Source organism: Leisingera caerulea DSM 24564 (assembly GCF_000473325.1).
GTDB lineage: Bacteria > Pseudomonadota > Alphaproteobacteria > Rhodobacterales > Rhodobacteraceae > Leisingera > Leisingera caerulea.
The window spans coordinates 100,244-122,669 of the sequence record NZ_AXBI01000001.1; the positions used below are offsets into that span (position 1 = coordinate 100,244).

The 22,426-nt window shown below is 57.9% G+C and carries 16 protein-coding genes and 4 pseudogenes; 8 read left to right on the plus strand and 12 right to left on the minus strand.

Annotation, left to right across the window (positions count from 1 at the left end):
* Window positions 1–124 precede the first annotated feature (124 nt).
* Window positions 125–716: pseudogene (locus CAER_RS28655) on the minus strand (ATP-binding protein); the annotation flags it as partial.
* 142 nt (window positions 717–858) lie between these two features.
* On the opposite strand from CAER_RS28655, the gene istA reads away from it, so the two are divergent.
* Window positions 859–2,091: an IS21 family transposase gene (gene istA / locus CAER_RS0100550; RefSeq protein WP_036796628.1), complete on the plus strand. Its 1,233-nt coding sequence runs from the start codon at window positions 859–861 to the stop codon at window positions 2,089–2,091.
* A complete protein-coding gene (locus CAER_RS27045) occupies window positions 2,088–2,432 on the plus strand; it encodes an ATP-binding protein (protein WP_281172250.1) in 345 nt (114 codons plus the stop codon). Before istA ends, CAER_RS27045 begins: the two co-directional genes overlap by 4 nt.
* Before the next feature lie 19 nt (window positions 2,433–2,451).
* Here the strand turns inward: CAER_RS27045 and CAER_RS27050 are convergent, their stop codons facing one another.
* Window positions 2,452–3,450: a helix-turn-helix domain-containing protein gene (locus CAER_RS27050; protein ID WP_051357618.1), complete on the minus strand. Its 999-nt coding sequence runs from the start codon at window positions 3,448–3,450 to the stop codon at window positions 2,452–2,454.
* Between the two features lie 42 nt (window positions 3,451–3,492).
* Here CAER_RS27050 and CAER_RS0100565 point away from each other — a divergent pair, with 42 nt between their 5' ends.
* On the plus strand, window positions 3,493–4,203 hold the full coding sequence (locus tag CAER_RS0100565; RefSeq protein WP_027233590.1) for an IS6 family transposase: 711 nt from the start codon (window positions 3,493–3,495) through the stop codon (window positions 4,201–4,203).
* A 289-nt stretch (window positions 4,204–4,492) separates the two neighbouring features.
* Window positions 4,493–5,005 (plus strand): annotated as a pseudogene (locus tag CAER_RS27055) (ISL3 family transposase); the annotation flags it as partial.
* A 73-nt stretch (window positions 5,006–5,078) separates the two neighbouring features.
* Here CAER_RS27055 and CAER_RS0100575 read toward each other — a convergent pair.
* The 9 genes from CAER_RS0100575 to CAER_RS29980 all read right to left on the minus strand — a co-directional run bounded on the left by CAER_RS0100575 (window position 5,079) and on the right by CAER_RS29980 (window position 17,514).
* Window positions 5,079–6,071: a branched-chain amino acid ABC transporter permease gene (locus tag CAER_RS0100575; RefSeq protein WP_027233591.1), complete on the minus strand. Its 993-nt coding sequence runs from the start codon at window positions 6,069–6,071 to the stop codon at window positions 5,079–5,081.
* Window positions 6,068–6,946, minus strand: a complete 879-nt coding sequence (locus CAER_RS0100580) for a branched-chain amino acid ABC transporter permease (protein WP_027233592.1) — start codon at window positions 6,944–6,946, stop codon at window positions 6,068–6,070. The genes CAER_RS0100575 and CAER_RS0100580 overlap by 4 nt, the downstream gene beginning before the upstream one ends.
* A gap of 1 nt (window position 6,947) precedes the next feature.
* On the minus strand, window positions 6,948–7,664 hold the full coding sequence (locus CAER_RS0100585) for an ABC transporter ATP-binding protein (RefSeq protein WP_051357619.1): 717 nt from the start codon (window positions 7,662–7,664) through the stop codon (window positions 6,948–6,950).
* The gene (locus CAER_RS0100590; RefSeq protein ID WP_245597303.1) at window positions 7,661–8,452 is read right to left on the minus strand and encodes an ABC transporter ATP-binding protein; all 792 of its coding nucleotides are present in this window, start codon (window positions 8,450–8,452) and stop codon (window positions 7,661–7,663) included. The genes CAER_RS0100585 and CAER_RS0100590 overlap by 4 nt, the downstream gene beginning before the upstream one ends.
* Entirely contained in the window at window positions 8,437–9,750 is a 1,314-nt protein-coding gene (locus tag CAER_RS0100595) for an ABC transporter substrate-binding protein (protein ID WP_027233595.1), read from the minus strand. The genes CAER_RS0100590 and CAER_RS0100595 overlap by 16 nt, the downstream gene beginning before the upstream one ends.
* A 24-nt stretch (window positions 9,751–9,774) precedes the next feature.
* Window positions 9,775–11,445, minus strand: coding sequence for a hydantoinase B/oxoprolinase family protein (locus tag CAER_RS0100600; RefSeq protein ID WP_027233596.1), 1,671 nt, complete (start codon window positions 11,443–11,445; stop codon window positions 9,775–9,777).
* Window positions 11,445–13,505 carry a hydantoinase/oxoprolinase family protein gene (locus CAER_RS0100605; RefSeq protein WP_027233597.1) on the minus strand — a complete coding sequence of 687 codons (2,061 nt, stop codon included), beginning with the start codon at window positions 13,503–13,505 and terminating at the stop codon, window positions 11,445–11,447. Before CAER_RS0100605 ends, CAER_RS0100600 begins: the two co-directional genes overlap by 1 nt.
* 40 nt (window positions 13,506–13,545) lie before the next feature.
* Window positions 13,546–14,652: a class II histone deacetylase gene (locus CAER_RS0100610; RefSeq protein ID WP_027233598.1), complete on the minus strand. Its 1,107-nt coding sequence runs from the start codon at window positions 14,650–14,652 to the stop codon at window positions 13,546–13,548.
* 99 nt (window positions 14,653–14,751) lie between these two features.
* On the minus strand, window positions 14,752–17,514 hold the full coding sequence (locus CAER_RS29980) for a LuxR C-terminal-related transcriptional regulator (protein WP_027233599.1): 2,763 nt from the start codon (window positions 17,512–17,514) through the stop codon (window positions 14,752–14,754).
* Between the two features lie 186 nt (window positions 17,515–17,700).
* On the opposite strand from CAER_RS29980, the gene CAER_RS0100620 reads away from it, so the two are divergent.
* The 4 genes and pseudogenes from CAER_RS0100620 to CAER_RS27065 form a co-directional block, all read left to right on the plus strand.
* A complete protein-coding gene (locus tag CAER_RS0100620) occupies window positions 17,701–19,191 on the plus strand; it encodes an aldehyde dehydrogenase family protein (protein WP_027233600.1) in 1,491 nt (496 codons plus the stop codon).
* Complete coding sequence (locus tag CAER_RS27060; RefSeq protein WP_209320169.1) at window positions 19,161–20,579, plus strand: NAD(P)/FAD-dependent oxidoreductase; 1,419 nt, start codon at window positions 19,161–19,163, stop codon at window positions 20,577–20,579. The genes CAER_RS0100620 and CAER_RS27060 overlap by 31 nt, the downstream gene beginning before the upstream one ends.
* A 35-nt stretch (window positions 20,580–20,614) precedes the next feature.
* Entirely contained in the window at window positions 20,615–20,974 is a 360-nt protein-coding gene (locus CAER_RS0100630; RefSeq protein WP_027233601.1) for a cupin domain-containing protein, read from the plus strand.
* A 207-nt stretch (window positions 20,975–21,181) separates the two neighbouring features.
* A pseudogene (locus CAER_RS27065) lies at window positions 21,182–21,713 on the plus strand (IS5 family transposase); the annotation flags it as partial.
* Between the two features lie 168 nt (window positions 21,714–21,881).
* On the opposite strand, the pseudogene CAER_RS27070 reads toward CAER_RS27065, so the two are convergent.
* Window positions 21,882–22,229, minus strand: a pseudogene (locus CAER_RS27070) (DDE-type integrase/transposase/recombinase); the annotation flags it as partial.
* Window positions 22,230–22,426 lie beyond the last annotated feature (197 nt).

Genomic DNA, 22,426 nt, shown 5'->3' on the forward strand with positions numbered 1-22,426 from the left:
TTGCCAAGTTGATCGCATTGTCCTTCTCGGATAGCGCGGTACCATGACCATACCGACCTCATTGCCGCGGCTGAAGGGCTTCCGTTTTCCTCGCGAAATCATCGCCTATGCGNGTTTCGGGGTATCAGGTCTGAGGTGTTACGTCATCCTTTTCGGCGATGGTTTTCCGCATGGACTGGCCCTCGAGTTTGATGCGGTAAGCGTTGTGGACGATGCGGTCGAGGATGGCATCGGCGAAGGTGGGTTCTCCGATAAGGTCGTGCCAGGCGGAGACGGGCAGCTGGCTGGTGATCATGGTGGAGCCGCGCTCGTAACGCTCTTCGATGATCTCCATGAGATCGCGGCGCTGCGGTGCGGTCAGCCGGTCCGGCCCCCAGTCATCGAGGATCAGCAACTGGGTTTTCGTGAGACTGCGGAACAGGCGGGGGAAGCGGCCATCGCCATGGGCCATTTCGAGCTCCTCGAAGAGGCGCGGCATGCGCTTGTAGAGCACGGTGGTGCCATCGCGGCAGTCGGCAAGACTTGGCTGGGCCGGTGATGATCAGGCTGCGCTTGTCGGCGATCCATTTGCCTGTGAGCAGGCTCTGGAACAGCGCTTTGTCGAGGCCGCGGCGGGCGCGGCAATCGACATCTTCCGGGCAGGCGCCCACATGGCGCAACCTGGCCGCGCGCATGCGGGCGTCAAAGCGCTTGGTCTCCCGGCTGTGTAATCGCCGGACGTAATCTCCCCAAAACCGCCGTTTGAAAAATCCCCAGCCATGAGCGGCAGGGCCAATTCCGAACCTCAAATTTTCGGAATTGGCGCTGCCGCGGGACACAGGCCTGATGCTCCAAATAGAGAGTGACAGGGGCAGGCAGGTGAAGGGACTGAGGGAGATCGTTTTGATCCATGATCTGAAGAAACAGGGTCTCAGCATTTCCGCGATCGCGCGGAAAGTTGGCTGTGACCGCAAGACGGTGCGCAAGCACCTGGAACGCGGCCTCGAAGCGCCGGTCTACGGCCCGCGGGCACCGCGGGACCGTATCATCGAACCCTTTGAGCGCTACCTCCAGGAGCGCGTTCAGGTCTTCCCCGATCTGAGCGGCGCCCGCCTGCTGCGCGAAATCCGGGAACTGGGCTATGAGGGCGGCTACACCATGGTGACCGATTTCCTGCGCGAGGTTCGCCCGGCCAAACAAACCCAATTTGAGCGGCGGTTCGAAACCCCGCCTGGCAAACAGGCCCAGGTCGATTTTGCCGAGTTCACTGTGGAGTTCACCGATGACCCCGGCGTTGTCCGCAAGGTTTGGCTGTTCTCGATGGTGCTTGGCCATAGCCGCTGGCTTTGGGGCCGCTTTGTTGCCAGCCAGAACCTGCAGTCTGTCCTGCGCTGTCACATCGCGGCATTCTCCGCCATGGGCGGTGCCGTTGAAGAAATCCTCTATGACCGCATGAAAACGGCCGTGATCGGCGAGGATGAAGCCGGGGTTGTCACCTACAACGCGGCTCTGGTGGCACTCCTGAATCATTACGGCACGGTGCCGCGCGCCTGCCAGCCCTACCGGGCCCGCACCAAAGGCAAGGTTGAGCGGCCATTCCGCTATATCCGCCAGGACTTCTTCCTGGCACGCACGTTCCGGAACATGGATGACCTCAATGCCCAGTTCGATGCCTGGCGGACAGGCGTGGCCAATCCCCGGGTTCACGCCACAACGCGGCAGGTGGTCGACGAGGCTTTTGCCGGAGAGGTTGCGCACTTGAAGCCGCTGCCGGCGGTTCCCTACAGCGCCGTGCTGACGGTGGAGCGCCGGGTGAGCAAGGACGGGATGATCTCGGTTGGCGGGAATTTCTACTCCGTTCCCGACACCGCCCGCCGCCGGACGCTCGAAGTCCAGCATCATGCCACCGAGCTGCGCATCTTCGAGGAGGGGCAGCTGATCGCCCGCCATCCGGTTCTGGAAGGCAAGGCCCGGCGGCGCGTCGACCCTGCGCACCGCAAGGCACCGCCGCCAAGGCCGCCCCTGCCGCCGGCGCCGCAGAGGCTGCGCCGCCCCTTGGACTTCTATGATGCGGTCGGACGCCGGCTTGCGGCCGAGGGGAGCCGGTCATGAGCGATATGCTTGATCGTATCCGCGGCGCCTTGGTCGGCCTCAAGATGCCGCGCGCGCTCGAAGCTCTCGATCACACACTGCAGCAGCTGGAAAAAGGCGAAGTTACCGCCATCGAGGCGATCAACACGCTGTTGAGCGAGGAATACGCCACGCGGGAGACCCGCCGGATCGACGTGGCGCTGCGCACCGCCAAACTCTTGCCCGCCAAGACGCTCGAGAGCTTTGACTTCAGTTTCCAGCCGTCGCTCGACCGGGAGCGGATCGCGGCACTGGCCCAGCTCGACTTCATCCGCCGGGCCGAAGTCGTCCACTTTCTTGGCCCGTGCGATCCTGCTTCATAATGCCCATCTCTCTATGCCCCTATAAAGCCAGTGTTTTTTGGTGCGGATTTTCAGACGACGGACGACGGGCGCGTCGTGTGTCCGCAGCTTGAACGACATCTTCCCTACCCAGATCGTCCATTTGAATGATCCAGGGAGCGCCTTTGCAGAATTGTTGCGCCGGAAGATGGCCATCCTGGATCAGGCGACGTACGGTCGAGGGGCTGAGTGCCAACGCTTCGGCAGCCTCGTCAAGTGTCAGCTCACCGCGCTCCTGGCGTTCGCCCTCGCGATAAACATCGATTTGATGGTGATTGCGCAGACTGCACACGCGTGATTGTGTCCAGCCGTTGCCGCGTCCGGTCACCTTGCCGGCCCGGTTGAGCGTTGCGGCAATCAGCTTGTCAGGCATGAGCCGGGCCAGCGCCCGGGTGAGATCGACGACATCCTGATCGGTGCTCCAGCGGTGCTGGCCGCAGCGGTTCTTGCGCACGGCCAGCGCGGAATGTGCGCCGCCCTGCCAGCGGATAACGAGCTCGATGGTCTCTCCGTCAACGCGCGCAATGATCTCCTCGACCAGAGTGCGAATGATCTGTTTCTTGGTGGCAGGTGCAGCACCTGGGCTTGTCCATGCGCGCTCAAGATCGGCCCCCAAGCTCAGCAGCCTGGCGCGATCGGCGGTGCCCGCTTGTTGCGACAGGGACGCCGCATCATGCGCCTTGATCTGATCCTCGAGCGCGGCGACCGCACCAAGCCGCGCATTCCAGCGCGCTTCCAGTTCGCCTGCCACCAGACGATTGTCGGGATCGACCGCATCGTACTGGCGCCGGGCACGAGAGGCCTCATAGCGCGCCTGCTCCAGGCTGAGTTCAAGCTGATGGCGCTTCTCCTCATGTGCCCGCCCCTGAGCCACCTCTGCCTCGAGTGCCGCCTCGATGCCGAGTGGTTGCAACCGCGCGATGATCTCGGCGCCGATCGCCTGATCCACCCGCATGCCACCGAACGAGATACAGCGCGCGCCACCGTGATTGAACGGCATTGCCAAGTTGATTGGGTTGTCCTTCTCGGATAGCGCGGTACCATGACCATACCGACCTCATTGCCGCGGCTGAAGGGCTTCCGTTTTCCTCGCGAAATCATCGCCTATGCGGTGTGGGCATATCATCGGTTTGCTCTCAGCACGGCGGATGTCGAGGACCTCCTGGCGGAGCGTGGCGTCATCGTCAGTCGTGAAGCGGTTCGTCTCTGGGTGAACCGTTTCGGGTCTCAGTTCGCGGCTTGTATCCGACGCGACCGGCCCCGGCCGCACGACAAATGGCATATGGACGAAGTGGTCGTCCCGATCAACGGCGTGAAACATTGGCTGTGGCGTGCAATCGATGGCAATGGAGATGTACTCGACATTCTGATCCAGCCTCGCCGCAACGCCAAAGCCGCAAAGCGTTTCTTCGGCCGACTGGTTGCAGCCTATGGCGAACCGCGTGTCGTGATCACGGACAAGCTGCGCAGCTATACCAAGCCGATCAAGGCCATCACGCCGGACGCCGACCATCGGGCGCACAAGGGGCTCAACAACAGGATCGAAGGGTCACACCGGCCGACGCGAAAGCGGGAAAAGATGATGGGTCGGTTCAAGTCACCACGCCAGGCGCAACGATTTCTCGTCGCCCACGACCAAATCAGTACGATCTTTCGTCCCCGCCGCTATCGCCTTTCCACTCTCTCCTACCGCCATGCCAGAGCCGACGGGTTTAAGCTGTGGGAAGGTTATGCTGCCGAACTATCGGCCTGATTACGCGGTCTCACGCTTTTTCCAATCCACGGCAGATAACTTGGCAATGCCGTGGGAAGACGTCCTTCGCGGGACGATGGGTGAGGTGAGTTCGCAATGCGTCCAGTTCCGGCAGCATCATGGCTGCCAGGCCGCGAGTCAGATTGGACCGCTTCACTCTTCTAATCCCATGATGGGAGGGCCAGCGTGCCGATCCCGAAGAGAAGCGAGGGCCCGCGAAAGACCTGAAGACCCGCCGTTGACAACTGCTCGAAGGCGCTTGACCAATGAACGCCGAATAGAGAAGACGCATTTGCAGCGGTTGCTGGCGGGCTGGCGCAGAGCCGAAAAGCAAGCGAAGTGCCCCGCCGTAGAGCACAAAATCTTGGAGCCGGTTCGAGACCCGGAAACGGGGCACGCGATTTCCCCGGTCATCGCGGCAGCGCTGTGCATCAAACCCCGCGGAAAGCTCACCCCGGATCAGGCGCGGAAAGTCGACGCGCTCAAGGCCGGCTCTCCCGCCTTCGCAACGATGTGCTGTCTCGCCATGCGGTTCAACGGTATCCTGCGCGGCCGCGAAGCAGACCCGCTCCCTGCATGGATCGACGACGCGATCGAAACCGACCTGGCGCCCATCGTGCGCTTTGCCCGCACATTGAACCGGGACTTCGATGCAGTCAAAAACGCCATCGAGATGCCCTGGAGCAATGGCCAAGCGGAAGGTCAGATCAACCGCCTGAAGACCTTCAAACGCGCGATGTACGGTCGGGCCGGTCCAGAATTGTTGCGGGCGAGAATGCTATCGTTCCGCCACACAGATTGAGGCAGAGCCCAATTAAGGGCTACGCGACAGGACGCAATGATTGAGGAAGGTTTCGCGCGGGCGGCATCGCAGATCATTTCATTTTTCGTATGCTTTTCAATAACATCGCGGTCTTTGCAAGCCCGCGCGGTAAGACCACGACGAACAATATCAGTGCGAACCCCAGCACCAAATTGCGTGCGTCCCCAAACTCTTTCGACATCTCCACGACAAACATCATAACACCAGTCCCTACAAGCGGACCCCAGGTCGATCCCAGACCGCCGACGATCACCATGGCAAGGATGAACATCAGCGTCGAAAAGTCGAATAGGCTTGGTCCGGCAAATCGGAAGTGTGCGGCATAAACCCCACCTGTGAGCCCGGTCAGAAACGCAGAGATGCAGAATGCGAGTACCTGATACTTCTTGCGGTCGATGCCACGGCTGCTGGCATAGCCGACATTGTCCCGAATGGCTCGAAATGCGAGGCCAATGCGACCATGAATGACGACCACCGCAACCAGAACCGTGATAGCAAATGCAGCAAGCACCACATAGTAGTTCCCCAGAATCCAGCTTCCTTTCAGCAAAGGCCGAAAGCCAAAATCGTCAAATCGCGAGAACCCGGTCGAACCGCCAAAGAGCTGCTGGCAGTTGTTTTGCACAAGGGAAAAGCACTCCGTGTCGGTGATGATCAGTACATGTACCATGGAGGCGATTGCATAGGTAAGCAGCGCGACATAGGCACCGGTCAGACGCAGACAGGCCAGACCAATGACAAACGCCAGGGCAGCGGACGACAGCGCTGCAATCGGGATCGCCGCCCAGACCGACAGCCCGGCAAATGTCACGCCCATTGCAACACCATAGGCGCCGCAGGCGAACAGTAACATCTGGGCCAGGGAAAACACCCCGGCATGCCCCATCAGCAGGTTCCAGTTGATCGCGACCATCGCCCAGATGAAAAAGACGACGACCTCACCCAGCAGGTATTTTTGCGTCAGCACCAGGGGTAGGGCGGCAAAAGCGGCTATGATCACCAGCCCAATCAGCAGATGACGGCTCATATTGTCGATACGGGTCATAGACGCACCACCTTTTCGCGTCCGAACAGCCCCTGCGGACGCCAGATCAACACGAGGATCACGATGAAGAGCATGGTTGGAAAACCAAACCGCACGCCGACGTAGTAGCCAATGCTCGCTTCGAACAGCGCCAGCGCAAATGCGCAGACCCCTGCGCCCCAGACATTGCCCAGCCCGGCCACAACGCAGATCACAAAGGCCTTAAGCAACGGATCCCCGCCCATTTGCGGGCTCAGCGTTGCCTGAGTCGAAATCATCAGCCCCGCCACGCCAGCCAGCATTCCGGCCAGCGCCATCACCTGGAGGAACACCGTGTCGGCTTTCACACCCATGAGCATCGCCGCTTCACGGTTCAGCGCAGTGGCTCGGATGGCCCGGCCAAACCGGGTCTTGAGAAGAAGCCACGCGACCGTAAAAATCAGGATAAGCGACACCGTGAAGGTGATGATCGCCTGATAGGTGACCGTCACGCCACCTATGCGCAAAAACCCATCCACGGTAAGCGGTTGAGGATAGGGGTATCCGCCATAGATCTTCAACAGAATATCCTGCAAGACTATTCCAAGACCGGCAGTTGCGACCAGAACATTGGTCGCGAAACCGTCGGTGCCCAGCATAAAATGAATGATGAACAAATGCGTCAGCACTCCGATCAGTGCGCCCGCAAGCATCGCGACAAGGATGCCCAGAAGCATCGGGATATGCACTGAATTGGCAACCGAGAAGGCAACATAGGCACCCACGGTCATGAACAAGCCATGTGCCATGTTGAACATGCCAAGTGTGCCATAGATCAACGACAACCCGACGGCTGCAAGCGCGTAGAGCGAACCCAGCGTCAGCCCTGTGATGAGAATCTGGGTCAGAACGTCCACGTCAGTGCCCTCCAAGATAGGTATTAAGAATGTCGCTGCTTTCTCTTGCCTCAGCGGTGCTGCCTTGCCAGACAACCCGACCTGCATCGAGCAGGCAGAGATTTTCCGCGAAATGCATCAGACGGCTTGGGTTTTCTTCAACGACCAGAAAGGCCATGCCGCGTTTGCGCAATTCTGCCAATGCGTCATAGATTTGTTCGATTACCAGAGGTGCCAATCCAAGGGATGGTTCATCAAGCATCAAAATGCGGCTTTTGGCCATCATGCCGCGCCCGATACCCACCATCCGCCGTTCACCGCCAGACAAGCCGCTGGTGACCTGATTGCGGCGTTCTTTCAGCTTTGGGAACAATACGAAAACCTCGGCCAATCGCTGTTCCGTCTCTTGTGAATCGGTTGACAGATACGCCCCCATAAACAGATTTTCTTCGACCGTCATTTCGGTGAAGAGCTGATCACCCTGCGGTACATGCACGATGCCTGCGGCCACCCGCTGGTCCACCGATTTTGCGGCAACATCTTCGCCGTCGAGGGTGATCTGCCCGTCTCGCAACGGAAGAAACCCGGATATGGTGCGCAAGAGGGTTGTCTTGCCGTGACCATTGGGGCCAATCACCGCGAACACATTGCCTTTGGCAACTTCGATCGAGACGCCGTGCAGAACCGGGCGATTGAGATAGCCAGAGACGATATTGGTGCAGGACAGAACCGGTTTCATGCGCTTTGCTCCAATCCAGCTGATCCCAGATAGACTTCGGCCACGGTTCTGTCCGAGGCCAGGCCGGTCGGTGCTCCGTCATAGATGGTCTGCCCCTGATGCATGATCATCGCGCGGTCCGCCACAGACGTTAGAAAGTGCATGACATGTTCGATAAAGACGATGGTCATACCCTGCGCCTTGAGTTTCAGCATTAGGGCAATGAAGTCCTCAATTTCGGGCGGGGTCAGACCGCCGACAGGCTCGTCCAGCAGCAGAATATCCGGCTCATTGACAAGCGCGGTGGCAATCATGAGCCTTTTGCGTGCTAGAATGGGGATTTCCGCGGCCTGCATCGAAGCGAATTCTTCAAGGTCAAGCTCCGCGAGCATGTCGCGTGCCGCTTGCTTGTCACTACCAGCTACTAGAGCGCTGCCACCGCCACTGCGACGTCCAAAGGAACGGGCCACCAGAATGTTCTCGTAGACGCTCATCCCGTCGAATGCGGAATTGAGCTGAAACGTACGGGCCAATCCCAGATGGATTAGCCGATGAGGTGCCAACCCAACGATATTCTTGCCCATCAGTCTGATATCGCCTTCCGTTGTCGGAGTCAGCCCACTGATGAGATCAAAAAAAGTGGTCTTGCCCGCACCATTCGGGCCACCGATGCCAACGACTTCGCCGCGCGCTACGGTAAAGTCGATGCCATCGACGGCGGCCAGAGCGCCGAAGCGTTTACAAACGCCCCGGCACTCCAACATGATATCGCTTGAAGAAGTCACGGGCCCCGTCAGCCTTGCATCCACGGCGGCATCTTGAATTCTGCCACACCATAAGGATGTGGAGCAATCAACGCGCCGTCCTGCGCCTTGTCGTGAATCTGGCTGAAGATGTGCGGCATGCCAAGCGAGGGATCGTTGACCTCTGTCGGATAGCTGAAGGCTGACTGCGTGTCAGGCCGTATGCGTAGGGTGCCAATAGGCCCGCGATAGATCAGGTTGCGAAGCCGATCCGCCACAGCACGGTTCTGATCCTCTTCATAGGCCGCACCGGGGCCTCCCGCCAAAGCTGCAGCAAGCGCATAAGTGTGAAGCGCCTGATAGGTTTGCGCCCCAGCGTTGGGCGATGCGTTTTCGCCGAACTTGGCCTTGTAGGCTTCGGTGAAAGAGTTGCCAATCTCATCCTGCAAAGCACCAATAACGGTCGCATAGATCGAGCCCACCGAATTGTCGCCGGCAATGTCGCGGAACGCAGCAAGCGAAGCGCCATATTGCAGATAGACAAGGCTATTGGTCGGATCGGTCATGAACTGGTTCATGAATTGCGCCTGATCCTGTGTGTAGAAATGCGTGATCGCGATCACTGCAGGCGGGTCCTGCCGCAGCTTGGCCAACGTTGGCCCCCAATCGGTGACTGGCACGTTCACAGTTTCGTACAGAGATACTTCGTAGCCGTATTCGGCAGCACCATCCCGAAGCGCGTTGGCGATATTCACCGAGTAGGTGCCGGGCCCAGTCACGATTGCAATTTTGTTGTTGGGACGTGTGAACTGATCGTTCGTTTCCAGATCGGCCAGGAACTTCAGGAATCCTGTGCCGTACATGGTTTCGGGCGGGTCATACTGGAACACGCCCCAATAGCGGTCAGGGTCCGATTTCACCAACTCATCGTGGACAGCCACAGTGTTGGTGTGCATCGCCAGTACGCTAGCATCGGCGGCCACATCGTGCATCGCGGTGCCGGTTTCAAGATTGTATCCGGTGATCAGAGCGCTTGCATTGTCACGGTCGATCAGGCGTTGACAGGCCTGAATGACAACGTCATCACCCTTGCTTTCGGTATCTACGAAGACGGTTTCGATTTTACGGCCAAGGATGCCGCCCATCTCGTTGATCTCATCGCGAGCCATCTCAAGGCCGCGCTGATATTCAATGCCATCGGCAGCAACGATGCCGGTCAGCGGGGCGGGGCAGCCGATCACGATCGGATCGGAGGATTGCGCCTGCGCCTGGCTGTTCAATCCGGCAAGCATCGCGGCTGACCCTGCCGTCATGCCGGCCCCTTTCAGGAACCCGCGCCGGGTGGATGTTGTTTTGTTGGTCATTTCAGTCTCGCTTTGATTTGAATGTCAGTCGATGAAACCTGCCGCACGGTCTGCGGCGACACGTTCCGGTTGACGCTGGGCCGGATCCCCCCAGCCTCCGCCGCCGCATCCGGTCAGGCGAATCACGTCGCCCTTGGCCATCTTGAGGCCGACAAACTTGGATTTGAGCTTTTGCGGCTCGGAGTCCTTAGGAAAGAGCTCAGCAGAGGCCGGTTTGCCATTTGAGCCGCCGGAGAAACCCCAGGCTGCTGTCTCTTCACCGGCTTGCTGCAAATACCCCGAGAGCGTCAGTGCCGAGGACAGCACTTCATAATCACGGGTAATCGCTAGTCCGCCACGATACTGGCCCTCGCCACCCGAGTTGGGCACCAGCTTAGTGGAGAGCACGCGGAATGGGCTCATGGACTCCATGACTTCCGCCGAGAGGATCGCGCAGTGGCCACCATGTGTATCGATGGCGCTCAGCCCGTCGCCACCGCGATGCCCGCCCATGCCGCCGCTGATGATGTCACAGATGACAAAGTATGGATGCTGGCCTGCGTAGTTCAGCGCTTGCGCCCGGTCGTCTACACCACCGGCAGTGAAAGTCGGGAAGGACACGTGGCATCCAGCCGAGGCATTCTTGGTCTGCAATGGAGTAAGCGCCTTCAGCACCGCATCCGCCGTGGCCTGCTGGCTCAGGTGTCGCACCGATACAGCGGCAGGAGAGATCGGGTTCAGAAAACATCCTTCGGGGATGATAATGTTCAAAGGACGGTTGCAGCCCTCGTTCTGGTTCACGTCTGGCGAGAAAATTACCTTTGCCGCATAGTAGGTCATCCCGATGGCCGAGGCGACGGGACAATTGATCCCATGCTGACGTTGTGCACTGGTACCGGTGAAATCGACGGTCAGCGAGTTGTCGTCTTCTATCCTGGCGTGGACCACGATTTTCATCGGCTCATCGCTGGAAGCATCATCTTCGATCAAGATCGAGGTCCTGTGTTCGCGTTGTTCGGCATTCGCGAGCGCGGCCCGCACATAGGCTTCACCATAGTCCTGGCTGGCTTCGATCAATGCCTGAAGCCGGTCCGCGCCATAGCGTTCGGCCAGCGCCTTCATTCGCCGCTCGCCCATCCGGCAGCCAGCGATCTGCGCGCGCAGATCACCTGCACAGGCTTCAGGATCGCGGACGTTGCGCTCGATCATGGCAAAGATGATGTCGTTGGGAGTCCCGCGATCCATCACCTTCATCGGCGGGAACCGCAGACCTTCTTCGAAGATTTCGACAGCGTCCGCAGCCTCGGTTCCCGGCACCTTGCCACCAAGGTCGATGTGGTGTGCAACGGTCGAGGCGATGGCGATGATCTTGCCTTCGAAATAGACCGGGCTGAACAGAACGATATCCAGCGTGTGCGTGCAGCCGAAATAGGGATCATTGCAGATGATCACATCGCCTTCGTTCCAGTCCGACAGCGGAATGACATCAAATATCCGTTTGACCGCAGTTGGCATGATCCCAAGTTGGGCCGGGATCGTTTCAGCCTGCGCAATCGTGTTACCATTCACATCCAGAATACCGCAGGCATAGTCCAGCATATCCCAGATGATCGACGAGAACGCCGATCCCTTGAGCGCCATGGACATCTCTTCGGCAACGCTGACGGCTTCATACTGAAAGACGTCACGGCTGATAGGGTCGATATTTGCTGTCATTATGAGGCCTCCCGGGTGATCTTGAGGCTGCCTTCCGCTTCGACGCTTACCGTCTCGTTCGGGGCAACCACGATCGTGGAATCAAGCTGGTTGATGATGGTGGGGCCATGAATGATGGCACCCGTGGGCAGTGCCGCCCGATCATGAATGACGGCAGTGACAAAGCCTTCATCCGCGTCGAACATGACCTGACGTGATCCGCTTGGCTCTGGCGCGGTGCCTTCGTCCGTGGCTGCGGTCGCAAGGCTTGAGGGGCGATCTATTTCGCCTAGGGCCTCGACATGCAGAGAGACAATCTCCACCGGTGTTTCCGGCGCGGAATGGCCGTAGATGGCCAGATGGTTTGCGTGGAAACGTGCCTTGGCTGCTGCTGTATCCCAGTCTGTCAGCCAGGCGTCATCAAGTGGCACCGACAATTTGTGGAACTGCCCCACATAGCGCATGCCTGCAAGGAACCGGAACTTCCGCTTCTCTTGTGGAATGCCGTCCCCGTCCAAAAGCGCGTCTGTGGTTTCGCGAAGGGTCTCGGCCTCACCGGCAAAGGGTGCAGCACCGCCTTGCCCGGCCGCCAGCATGCGGATCGGCGCCTGAGTTGCATGGCGGATGTCGCTCATCAGCAGGCCTTCGGCAGCAAATACGCCGGGATGAGACGGGGCAATGGTGCCCTGCATCTCCAGATCGCGCGCCAGAAAGCCGGAAAACAGAGGGCCAGCGCCGCCAAAGGCGATCAGCCAGAACCGGCGCGGATCGACGCCGCGTTCCACACAAAGGGCGCGAATGGCCTGCGCCATGCTGGCCGTTGCGATTCGGACGATGCCCAAAGCCGCCTCTTCCACGGAAATCCCCATCGTCTTGGCGATTTTGTCGTTGATGGCTTTTCGCGCGGCTTCCATGCTCAGCTTGATGCGCCCGCCGAGATAGGTGTCGGGGTCAAGCATTCCAAGCACCACGGCGGCGTCCGTCACGGTAGGCTCATCGCCCCCATCAGGGTAACACGCCGGTCCGGGAACAGAGCCGGCACTGTCGGGACCAACGCGCAATGCGCCGCCCATGTCGATCCAGCCGATTGATCCGCCACCGGCCGAGATTGTCTCGACATCCAGAGCAGGCAGACGCAGTGGGTGCCCGCTGACCGAACGCTCGTCGATCACACGCGCCTCGCCATCAACAATGGCCGAGAAATCCGCCGAGGTGCCGCCCATGTCGAAAGTGATGGCATTCTTGATGTCAAGTGCGCCGATCAGTTGCGCCGCTGCCACAACACCGCCCGCTGGGCCGGACAGCAAAGTATGCGCGGGGTTTTCGCGGCTGGCGTGAGGGGTGCCTACGCCGCCGTCGCTGCGCATGATCTGCAGTGGCGCGGTCAGGCCGACATCTGCCAGCGTGTCTTCAAGCTGGGTGATGTAGCCGTCCACAATGGGCCCGACATAGGCCGCGATAGAGGTAGTATTGGCGCGGGGCCATTCCTCAATCTGCGGGTTGACGACGTGGGATACGTAGACCGGTGTGTCCGGCATTTCCTGCCGCAGGCGCTCCGCGATTCGCTTCTCGTGATCATTGTTAAGATGAGCAAAGGTGAGGCTGATCGCGATGGCGGCGGGCTTCGCCCTTTTCAAGTCCTCGACCAGCTGGTCAATATCGGCATCCTTAAGCGCAGTCAGCACGTTGCCGAAACTGTCCACGCGTTCGTCCAGTTCAAACACCCGGCTCCGAGGGATTACCGGATCACGCCGGTTGGTTGTGACGGAATAAAGCTTTGGCCGCAGCTGGTTCCGCACTTCCAGCACATCTCGGAAACCCTTTGTCGTGACCAGCGCCGCCTTGGCACCAGTCCCCATCAGCAGGGCATTGGTCGAAACGGTAAAACCATGCACGAACAAATCAACATCGCTGGTTTCCAAACCAGCCTGCGCCACGATCTGTTTGATGCCATTTGCAATCGGTTCCGCCGCACCACGGCGGCCAGACGGCACCTTGTCCACGTATTGCCGCCCTGTGTCTCCGTCATAGAGCACGAGGTCGGTAAACGTGCCTCCCACATCCGCCGCAAGATAGTTCATCGCTTGTCCTTCATTTCTTCCAATCCGGAGTGATCCGGTGTCATTTGATCCCATCAAGCCGTTTGGCATAGTCGCCCAGCAGGACCTGGTGTTCGGGTTTCATCTTTTGATCGGGGTAGCCGGGGCCGAACATTAGGAACGGGTCCTCGCACTCAGTCCGAGAGCCACTGAGTTGTTCCAGTACGGCAAGACCGCAAAATGGCACGTAGCCAGCAGAATATCCGCCTTCATGGGTCAGGATGAGCTTACCCTCACAGTGCTTTTCAGCAGCTTGCATGATTTTGGCTGTCATTTCGCGAAAGGTATCGCTGTGACACAGCATCCGCCCGAGAGGATCGGTAAACGACGCATCGTATCCGCAGGCGACCATGATAAGGTCGGGATGAAACCTGTCCAGCGCAGGCAGGACCAGATCGTTGATCGCCGCCAGATAGGTTTCGTGGCCGCATCCCGCTGGCAGTGGGATGTTGAAATTGTAACCTGTGCCCCCGCCGGTCCCGCGCTCTTCTGCCTGTCCCAAGTCGGTTGGGAACAGGAGATTCTGGTGAATGGACATCGTAAGCACATCGTCACGGTCATAAAATCCAACCTGCTGGCCGTTGCCGTGATGCACATCCCAGTCAACGACGGCCACACGCTTGGCACCGTGAACGGCAATGGCATGTTCGACGGCGATAGGAATGTTGCCAAACACGCAGAACCCGCGGGAGAGGTCGGGTTCTGCGTGATGGCCCGGAGGTCGCGTCATGGCATACGCGTTTTGGGCGGCACCTGTCATCACCACGTCCACTGCTGCGATCGCAGCCCCGGCTGATAGAGCCGCAATTTCAAATCCGCCGGGGCCGATTGGTGCAAACTCACCTGTATCACCACCGGTCTCGCTTACCGACTTTACCCGGTCCAGATGTTCGGTTGAGTGAAACCGAAGAATTTGTTCGTCTGTCGCCGCCTTGAACGGCGGTGTCAGAAGGCTGTCAAGCATCCCTGTCCGCTCTACCAGATTCCGCAGTCTCCGCTTGGACTGAGACGATTCGACATGCTCACCTGGCTCTACAAAACCACCCGCCGGAAAATAGACTGCCGCCGGCCCGGTATCATGCCAGAAAAACGCTTCATCGCAGAAAAAGGCTGTTGATGAAGTGCTCATCAATATTGTCCTCCCATGATCTGGCTAAGACCTTAAGAAGGATTCGCACCACCCGCCCCACCCCTTAGGGTAGGGCAACAGGCACCACCCGTTATTGGGTCAAAATTCGTCCTCGATAAAGGAGCGCTGTCCCGTCAGGGCAATGACCGCTTGAGTGCGATTGCTGACCCCCAGTTTCTGGAAGATGTTCTTGAGATGCCACTTCACTGTATCAACCGACAAGGAGAGTTCTTTTGAGATTTGAGGATTGGTTTTGCCGTCCGCAAGCAACTGCGCCACCTGTTCTTCCCGTTCGGTTAACGGCTCAAGCAACTCCGGCTCCGCTGGCATCAATACTGTGCTGGTGCCATTTCCACCTGAATTGTCGTGCATCAGCCCAGCTTTAATAGTTCGGATGATGCTCGAACAATATGCCAATAGGTCGGTGCGCCTGTCTGTCAGACGAAATTTGTCTCTGGCATCCTCCAACGGAGCGATGATATCCGCTCCCAAGTCAATGAGTGGTCTGGTTACGGCCTCTGAGGCAACGGTCCTCATAGTCTCCATCAGGATATCTGCGGTCTTGAGGCGTGCGCCACTTTTGTACAGTGCGATTGCAATCAACCCATCGACAGTGATCAGCGTCATCCGACGCTCTCTTGATATGGCGTCATCACGCAAGGGTTCGAGTGTGGAAACAGCCGCGTCAAACCGGCCTTCGGCGATCAATAGACGCGACTTGGCCAGCAGTGCTGATGTTGCGCCAATTGTCAGGTTTTCCACTGCATCGTGATGTGGCTTGTCCGGATCGATACCGGCGGATTTCAGAGCAATGCGCGCGGAAACCAGATCGCCTTGTGCCAGCAATATCCGGACACGTTCGTCAGCTATGCAATGGCGCATCGACAGCGGGAACGAGGGTACGTCTTCTAGCTCGAGTTCCTCAAGCACCCGCAGCGCCAATCTGGGGTTCTGAGACGCCGCATGTAGTTTTGCCTGAAGCAATACCGCCCGCAACAAAAACAGCAGCGACCCACTTTCCCGAACGATAGACATCACGGGCGCAAGCGACTTTTCCGCTTCTTCAAGTTGGTTCCAGCCATACTTCGTTTCTGCGACCGCAATAGACAACAACCCTTCTGCATAGGAACCCGGACCAATTTCCCGAACAACATGGTCTTTGCTACGCCGGAGAGAATTGGCAGCCTTGTATGGTTGGCACATTTCAATCTCGGCAATGCCGGTCAAGAGTTCCGAATAGGCAATGCCAAAAACTGAGGCACCTCTGTTGTGACTCTCAAACCCAAGTCGGCTGGCCTCCCGTGCGGCAGTGACGTCACCAAGAATCAATTCGCTGTAAGCGAGAATGTTGCAAAGGGTTCCTTTGTTAAACCCCCTACGGTGGCTTAACGCGCGCATTGAAGATAAGACCGACTGCCGCGCCAAAGTGGACTTGCCATTGGCACTCAACACGCCCGCGCTAAGGACTCTGAGTTCGGTGTCCAGATCATCCGCACTGAGACCAAGTTGTTTTGCCGTCAGTGCGCCGCTTCTCACTTTGCGCATGAAGGCAACCAGCCTGCGCAATGCGACTCTAGTATGTGGAAGGTGAAACAATATCCATATCCAGAACATTTCAAGCCGGGGGCTTACATCCAGAACTTCTTTCGGGACTTTCTCCAGCCAGGCTTTCAGCTCCTGAATACGGCTTGCCCGAATAAGGCTCATGCCTTCGGTTTCCAGAATTTTCGCTGCCTCGCCAAAGTTCTGAGCCTTGATGAGCTGGTCCATGGCGTTTTCATAATCTTCCACGCTCATGTAGTACGCTGAGGCGCGGTGGCGCAGTTTCTGCCGCTCCTTCGTTTCTACCGCGCCCAGTTCGTTCTCAAGGAAGTCGTGGAAAAGGGGGTGAAAGAAGCGGTACTCAAAGGGGTTCTCAACCTCCAGAAAGCCTTGATCCGCCAGCTTTGCAAGCATTGCGTCCGCGTCCGCGGTTTCAAAAAGTGAGGCAACCGCGTTTTGTGTAATCTTCGGCAGGCAAGCGATGCGCACAAGAAAGTCCGCATTTTCCTGTGACATTTTTTCAAGCACATCTTCCTTCAGGAAGGAAAATAATCCGCTTGGTGTGTTTTTGGTCAGCTTGTGAAGGTCAAGTTTGTACGATTGCCGATAGGAAAGAACAATGAACTGCAGCGCAACCGGCCATCCGTTTGTCAGCTTCGTTATCTGTTCGACCTGATCCTCACTCAAATCTGTTTCGTTGAGTTGATGCTCAAGGAACATCTTGATCTCCGCAGTATTGAAACGAAGCGCCCCCCGCGCAAATTCAAAGACTTGATCGAGTGCGCGAAAGCGGGAAATCTTGAGTGGTATTTTCTCCCGGGTGGCAAACACGAATTGCACCGACATCGGTGCGTTCTCGACAAGCCACTCCAGCGCAGAAATTACCTGCGTGTTTCTGATGAGATGCAAATCATCCAACACCAAAATGACACGCTGCTGGGCACCTGCAATGGCTTCAAAGAGCTTTCCAATCACCGTTCTGAACGGAGAAATCGGTGCGGACTTCAGCAAGTTGCGGATGTCATCGGGAACCGAGACATCAAATCGGTCAAAGACCTCGCACAGATGTTGCAGAAAACTGTTCAGGTCATTGTCTCTGGCGCTCAGGCCCAGCCACGCGACATGATCACCACGAGCCACGCGGGTCTTTGCCCATTCGAGCACGGCAGTGGTCTTGCCCGAGCCCGCGATATCACACAGGGTAATCAGACGATGCTCTGAAGCTCTTTCAAATTGCTCTATCAGATCCGGGCGCAAAATCGCCTTTCTGGTTCGCGGGAGCGGTGGCGCTTCGGAAATACCCTGCGAACGGTCCGGCATGCTTTGCGCTGGTTTCAGGTTTCGCGGCATCGGGCCAATTCCGTTGTGCAACATTCTGGTACTGGTCAGGGCGCTTAGCACATTAGGCCACATGAAAAACAGCTGCACCACACGAAAGGGTGGCTGTTTCAGGAACCCTTCAGACTACCTTCGCAAGAATGCACCAGACGCGATGGATACCGCTACATGAGAACACAGCTTTACATAGACGGCTCTTTTGGCCCTGCAGACAATGGCGCCACATTCGAAACGATCGATCCGGCCACAGAGAACGTGTTTTCCGAAGTCGCTTCGGGCGGGGCATCGGATGTTGACCGCGCCGTCCTGGCCGCTCGGCGCGCCTTTGACAGCGGTATCTGGTCCAACCTGCCCGCCCTGGAGCGGGCGTCCATTCTACGCCGGATTGCAAAAGGGATCACTGACAATCTTGAATTACTTTCGCGGCTGGAAACCCGTGACAACGGCAAACCCTTGCCGGAAGCGCAGTGGGACATTGAGGATGCCGCTTACTGTTTCGAATTTTATGCCAAGATGATCGAGGGGGACGCCAAGGCAGACAGTCAGGCTATTGATGTTGGCGACATACGCTTTGATAGCAGAATTTGGCAAGAGCCAGTCGGCGTTGTTGCAGCGATCACACCCTGGAACTTCCCGATGCTGATGGCTGTCTGGAAACTAGCCCCGGCACTAGCTGCCGGATGCACAATTGTACTGAAACCGTCGGAACTGTGTTCGATGACATGCTATGAACTGGCCAGGATCGTCGACACTGCCGGTCTCCCCAAAGGGGTGTTCAATCTGGTCACAGGTCTAGGCCCCACCGCGGGGGCGGCACTGACTGCCCACAGGCTTGTCGACAAGATCGCCTTCACCGGTTCAGTGGCAACCGGGGGCAAGGTCATGCAGGCGGCCTCTGCGGGGATACGCACAGTCTCGCTCGAACTTGGGGGGAAATCACCCTTTATCGTCTTCGACGACTGCCAGATCGACAAGGCTGTCGAATGGATCATGTTCGGTATTTTTTGGAACAAGGGTGAGGTATGCTCAGCCACCTCAAGAGTGTTGGTGCATCACAGAATCTACCAGAAACTGATTGCCCGTCTGAAAAAAGAAACCGAACGGATCAGCATCGGTGTCGGCGATCAGGAAGGTGTCAAGCTCGGCCCTATCGTCGCAAAGGTTCAATACGACAAGATCATGGGCATCCTGGAACGCGCAAAAAATTCCGGTGCAAGCCTTGTGACCGGTGGCGGTCGACCAACGGGGTTCGACAGCGGGTTTTTCATTGCGCCAAGCATCTTTTCTGACGTGCCGCGCGATGCCGAAATCTGGACAGAAGAAATTTTCGGGCCAGTGGTCTGTCTTAACTCCTTTGAGACCGAAGCCGAAGCAATCGAAATGGCCAACGACAGTCCCTTTGGGCTGGCCGCTGCAGTGATGTCGGATGACCTCGACAGGTGTGACCGTGTTGCCGCAAAGCTGCGCGCGGGGGTCGTATGGATCAATTGCTCTCAGCCAACGTTCACCCAGGCACCGTGGGGCGGGTACAAATCCTCCGGTATTGGTCGGGAACTTGGCCGCGCAGGGTATGAGGCCTACCTCGAAACCAAGCAGGTTACCCGCTTTGATCACACGGAAGACTGGGGATGGTATCAAGCGCCCGGGCCATCGAAATGACGGAACTTTCAGCCCGGTTTGATCAAACAACCTTTGCACCCTACTGGCTGGGTACCATCGCCGCGCCAAACACAAACACGCCGCAGAATGGCGAATTGCATTGTGATATCGGGATTGTCGGCGCGGGTTTCACAGGCCTCTGGGCCGCCCTCAAGGCAAGGGAGCGGCATCCTGACGCCCGCATCGTCGTGCTTGAAGCACGCAAGCTGGCACAGGCCGCGAGCGGGCGTACCGGCGGCTTCGCTGCCCCGTCAATTTCGCACGGTGTCATGAATGCTGCCATGCGCTGGCCGCGCGAAGCGGACAAGTTGATCCGACTTGGCCAGGAGAACCTCGACCAGATGGAGGAAGATATCGCCGCCTACCGGATCGACGCCGAATTCGAGCGTACTGGTAAACTCAACATCGCCCGCACGCCGTGGGAGGTCGAGGGCCTCTCTGGCATGGCTGATGGGTACAAAAAGTACGGCATTGAATGCACCTTACTTGGCAACACCGAATTGGGTGAATGGCTTGGAACCTCCCGTTATTCCGCCGGTCTGTTCGAGCCGAACTATGCCTACGTAAACCCGGCCAAACTTATCTCGGGACTGGCAAAGTGTTGCCTTGAGCGGAACATTCAGATTTTTGAAGACTCCCGGGTAGGTCAGGTCAGGCGATCCGCTGACCTTGTCCGGCTCTCGACAGAACATGGCCATGTTCTTGCACACAAGGTGATATTGGCAACCAATGCCGATCTGCCTTTGTTGCGTCGGCTGCGCTACAGGATCGTTCCCATTTTTGATTACACCATCATGACGGAACCTCTGTCAGATGAACAGCTTGCCGCCATCGGTTGGCAAGAACGCTATGGCGTTGCCGACAGTGGCAACCAGTTCCACTACTCCCGCAAAACCGCAGACAACCGGCTTCTCTGGGGCGGCTATGATGCGGTCTATTATTCCGGCAGCAACCGGGATGACAGGTTGCTAAACCGGAACGAAACCTATGCGCGCTTGGAACAAAACCTACTCTTAACATTCCCGCAGCTTGCCGATGTAAAGTTCAGCCATGCCTGGGGCGGGATTATCGACACCTCTGCACGCCTAACACATTTTGTGGGCACCGCGATGGGGGGACGTGTGGCCTATGCGGCGGGCTTTACAGGTCAGGGCGTGACCGCCACTCGATTTGCCGCGCTTTCGATGCTTGACCTGCTGTACGGCGTGCGAACCGAACGCACTACCCTGCGCATGACGCGCAGTCGGCCCGTGCCGTTTCCGCCGGAACCCTTTCGGAAATTGGCAATCCGCTGGGCGCAGGCAGATCTCGCGAAAGAGGACCGGATCGGCAAGCGCTCCCTCCTGCTCAGAGCAATGGACCGGATTGGAATCGGATTTGGATCCTGAGCACTCAAATATTACTTTTGAATGGACACTCTGTCATGCACACAAGCCCTCAGAAAATCATAGCCTTCCGGGATACGCTGACCGATGCAACCGATGCGGTCATTGACGATCTTGCACTCGTAGACACCCCATATTCCTTTCGCAGTTGGCGTCACTTTACCAATGAAGCGAAAGGCGCGGTATCGGGCATCTGGGAAGCCGGGCCTCATCTGGAACGCTGCAATTACGACTTCGATGAGCTTTGCCACATTCTTGAAGGCACAGTGCGGCTGACAGATGCCGATGGCGTCTCTGAGATGTTTTCAGTAGGTGACAGCTTTGTTGTTGCCGCAGGATTTCGTGGGACGTGGGAAAACCTGACCCAAGTCCGCAAAGTGTTCTTCATATTGACTTAGAAAGACAGTGGCATGCATGTACTCACCAGAATGCAGGGTGCGGGCCCAATCCGGCTTACTCTCTTGGAGCCCGGAGGAGAGCTCCCAGAATGAGGGCTTGGCGTCAGCTGTCTGAAAGGCATTGCCAAGTTATCTGCCGTGGATGGCCCTGTTGCGCAAATCCCGTGTGGGATTCATCTCATGAATCCAGCGTGGTAGCTGAGATGTATGAGCAGACCTACACCCCCGTCCTACAAGACCAGGAACTGGCCAACCTACAATGAAGCGCTCAAGCGCCGGGGCTCGCTGACGATCTGGTTCGACCCCGATATGAGCTGGGAGGCCGCACCGACTGGCAGACGTGGCCGGCAGCAGACCTACAGCGATGCCGCCATCCAGACCTGCCTTTCCATGAGGTATTGTTCGGCATGGCGCTCCGGCAGACGACCGGGTTCGTCGAGAGCCTGCTGCGGCTAGTTGGCCTCGACTGGACGGTGCCCGACTTCAGCACCCTGTCCCGGCGCCAGAAGACCCTGGCCGTGCACATTCCGTATCGCGGCTCCAAGGGGCCGCTGCACCTGCTGATCCCCTCTCGTGACATCACTGCGTGATGCACTGCCGGGCAGCGGACAGCACGGGTATCAAGGTCGAGGGCGAAGGCGAGTGGCACGCCCGCAAGCATGGTGGACCCAAACGGCGCGTCTGGCGCAAGATCCATCTTGGGATCGACGAGGAAACACTGGAGGTTCGCGCAGTCGAGTGTCAATGGCATCTCAAATTTCCCCAAAACGTGGAGTGCGCCCCTAGGTCCGGCCGCCCGGATCATAACACTTCACCAGATGCAGACCGATGAAGCCGGAGACGAAGCCCTCGGCATGGGATTGCCAAGTTGTTTGGTGGTGATTGAGAAGGTCAATACCTCGGCCTGTCAGGCGCTCATTTCGGTAGTATAGCCTTTCCAGAGGTCGAAAGCATCGGCCCTGGCATAGCGGTACGAGACGACGGAAAGTTGATAGCGAAGGGGACGAAAGACGGTGTTGATCTGGTCGTGGGCAGCCAGAAACCTCTGAGCTTGCCTGGGCGATTTGAACCGCCCCACCAGTTTCTCGCGTTTTCGGGCTGGCCTGTGGGATCCTTCAATCCGGTCATTCAAGCCCTTGCACGCGCGATGATCCGCTCCCGGTGCAAGATCGTAGACCCGACTGAAATAGCTGCGCAATTTACCCGTGATCACGACGCGGGGCTCGCCAAACCGGCCGATCAATCTTATTAAAAAACTGCCGTCCCACCTTGGCGTTCTGTCCAGCCCCATTTTTGATGAGGCAGATTTAGCGAGTTTCACCGCGGCTCCTGAATTCTTAGACAGATCCAGCAGGAATTTTTTCATACAGCATTCTTCGAGATTGATCTCTTCATGACACAAAAGGCTGTGAATCGGCGTGCAAAATTGGCTCTGACTCAGTTTTGGTGCAA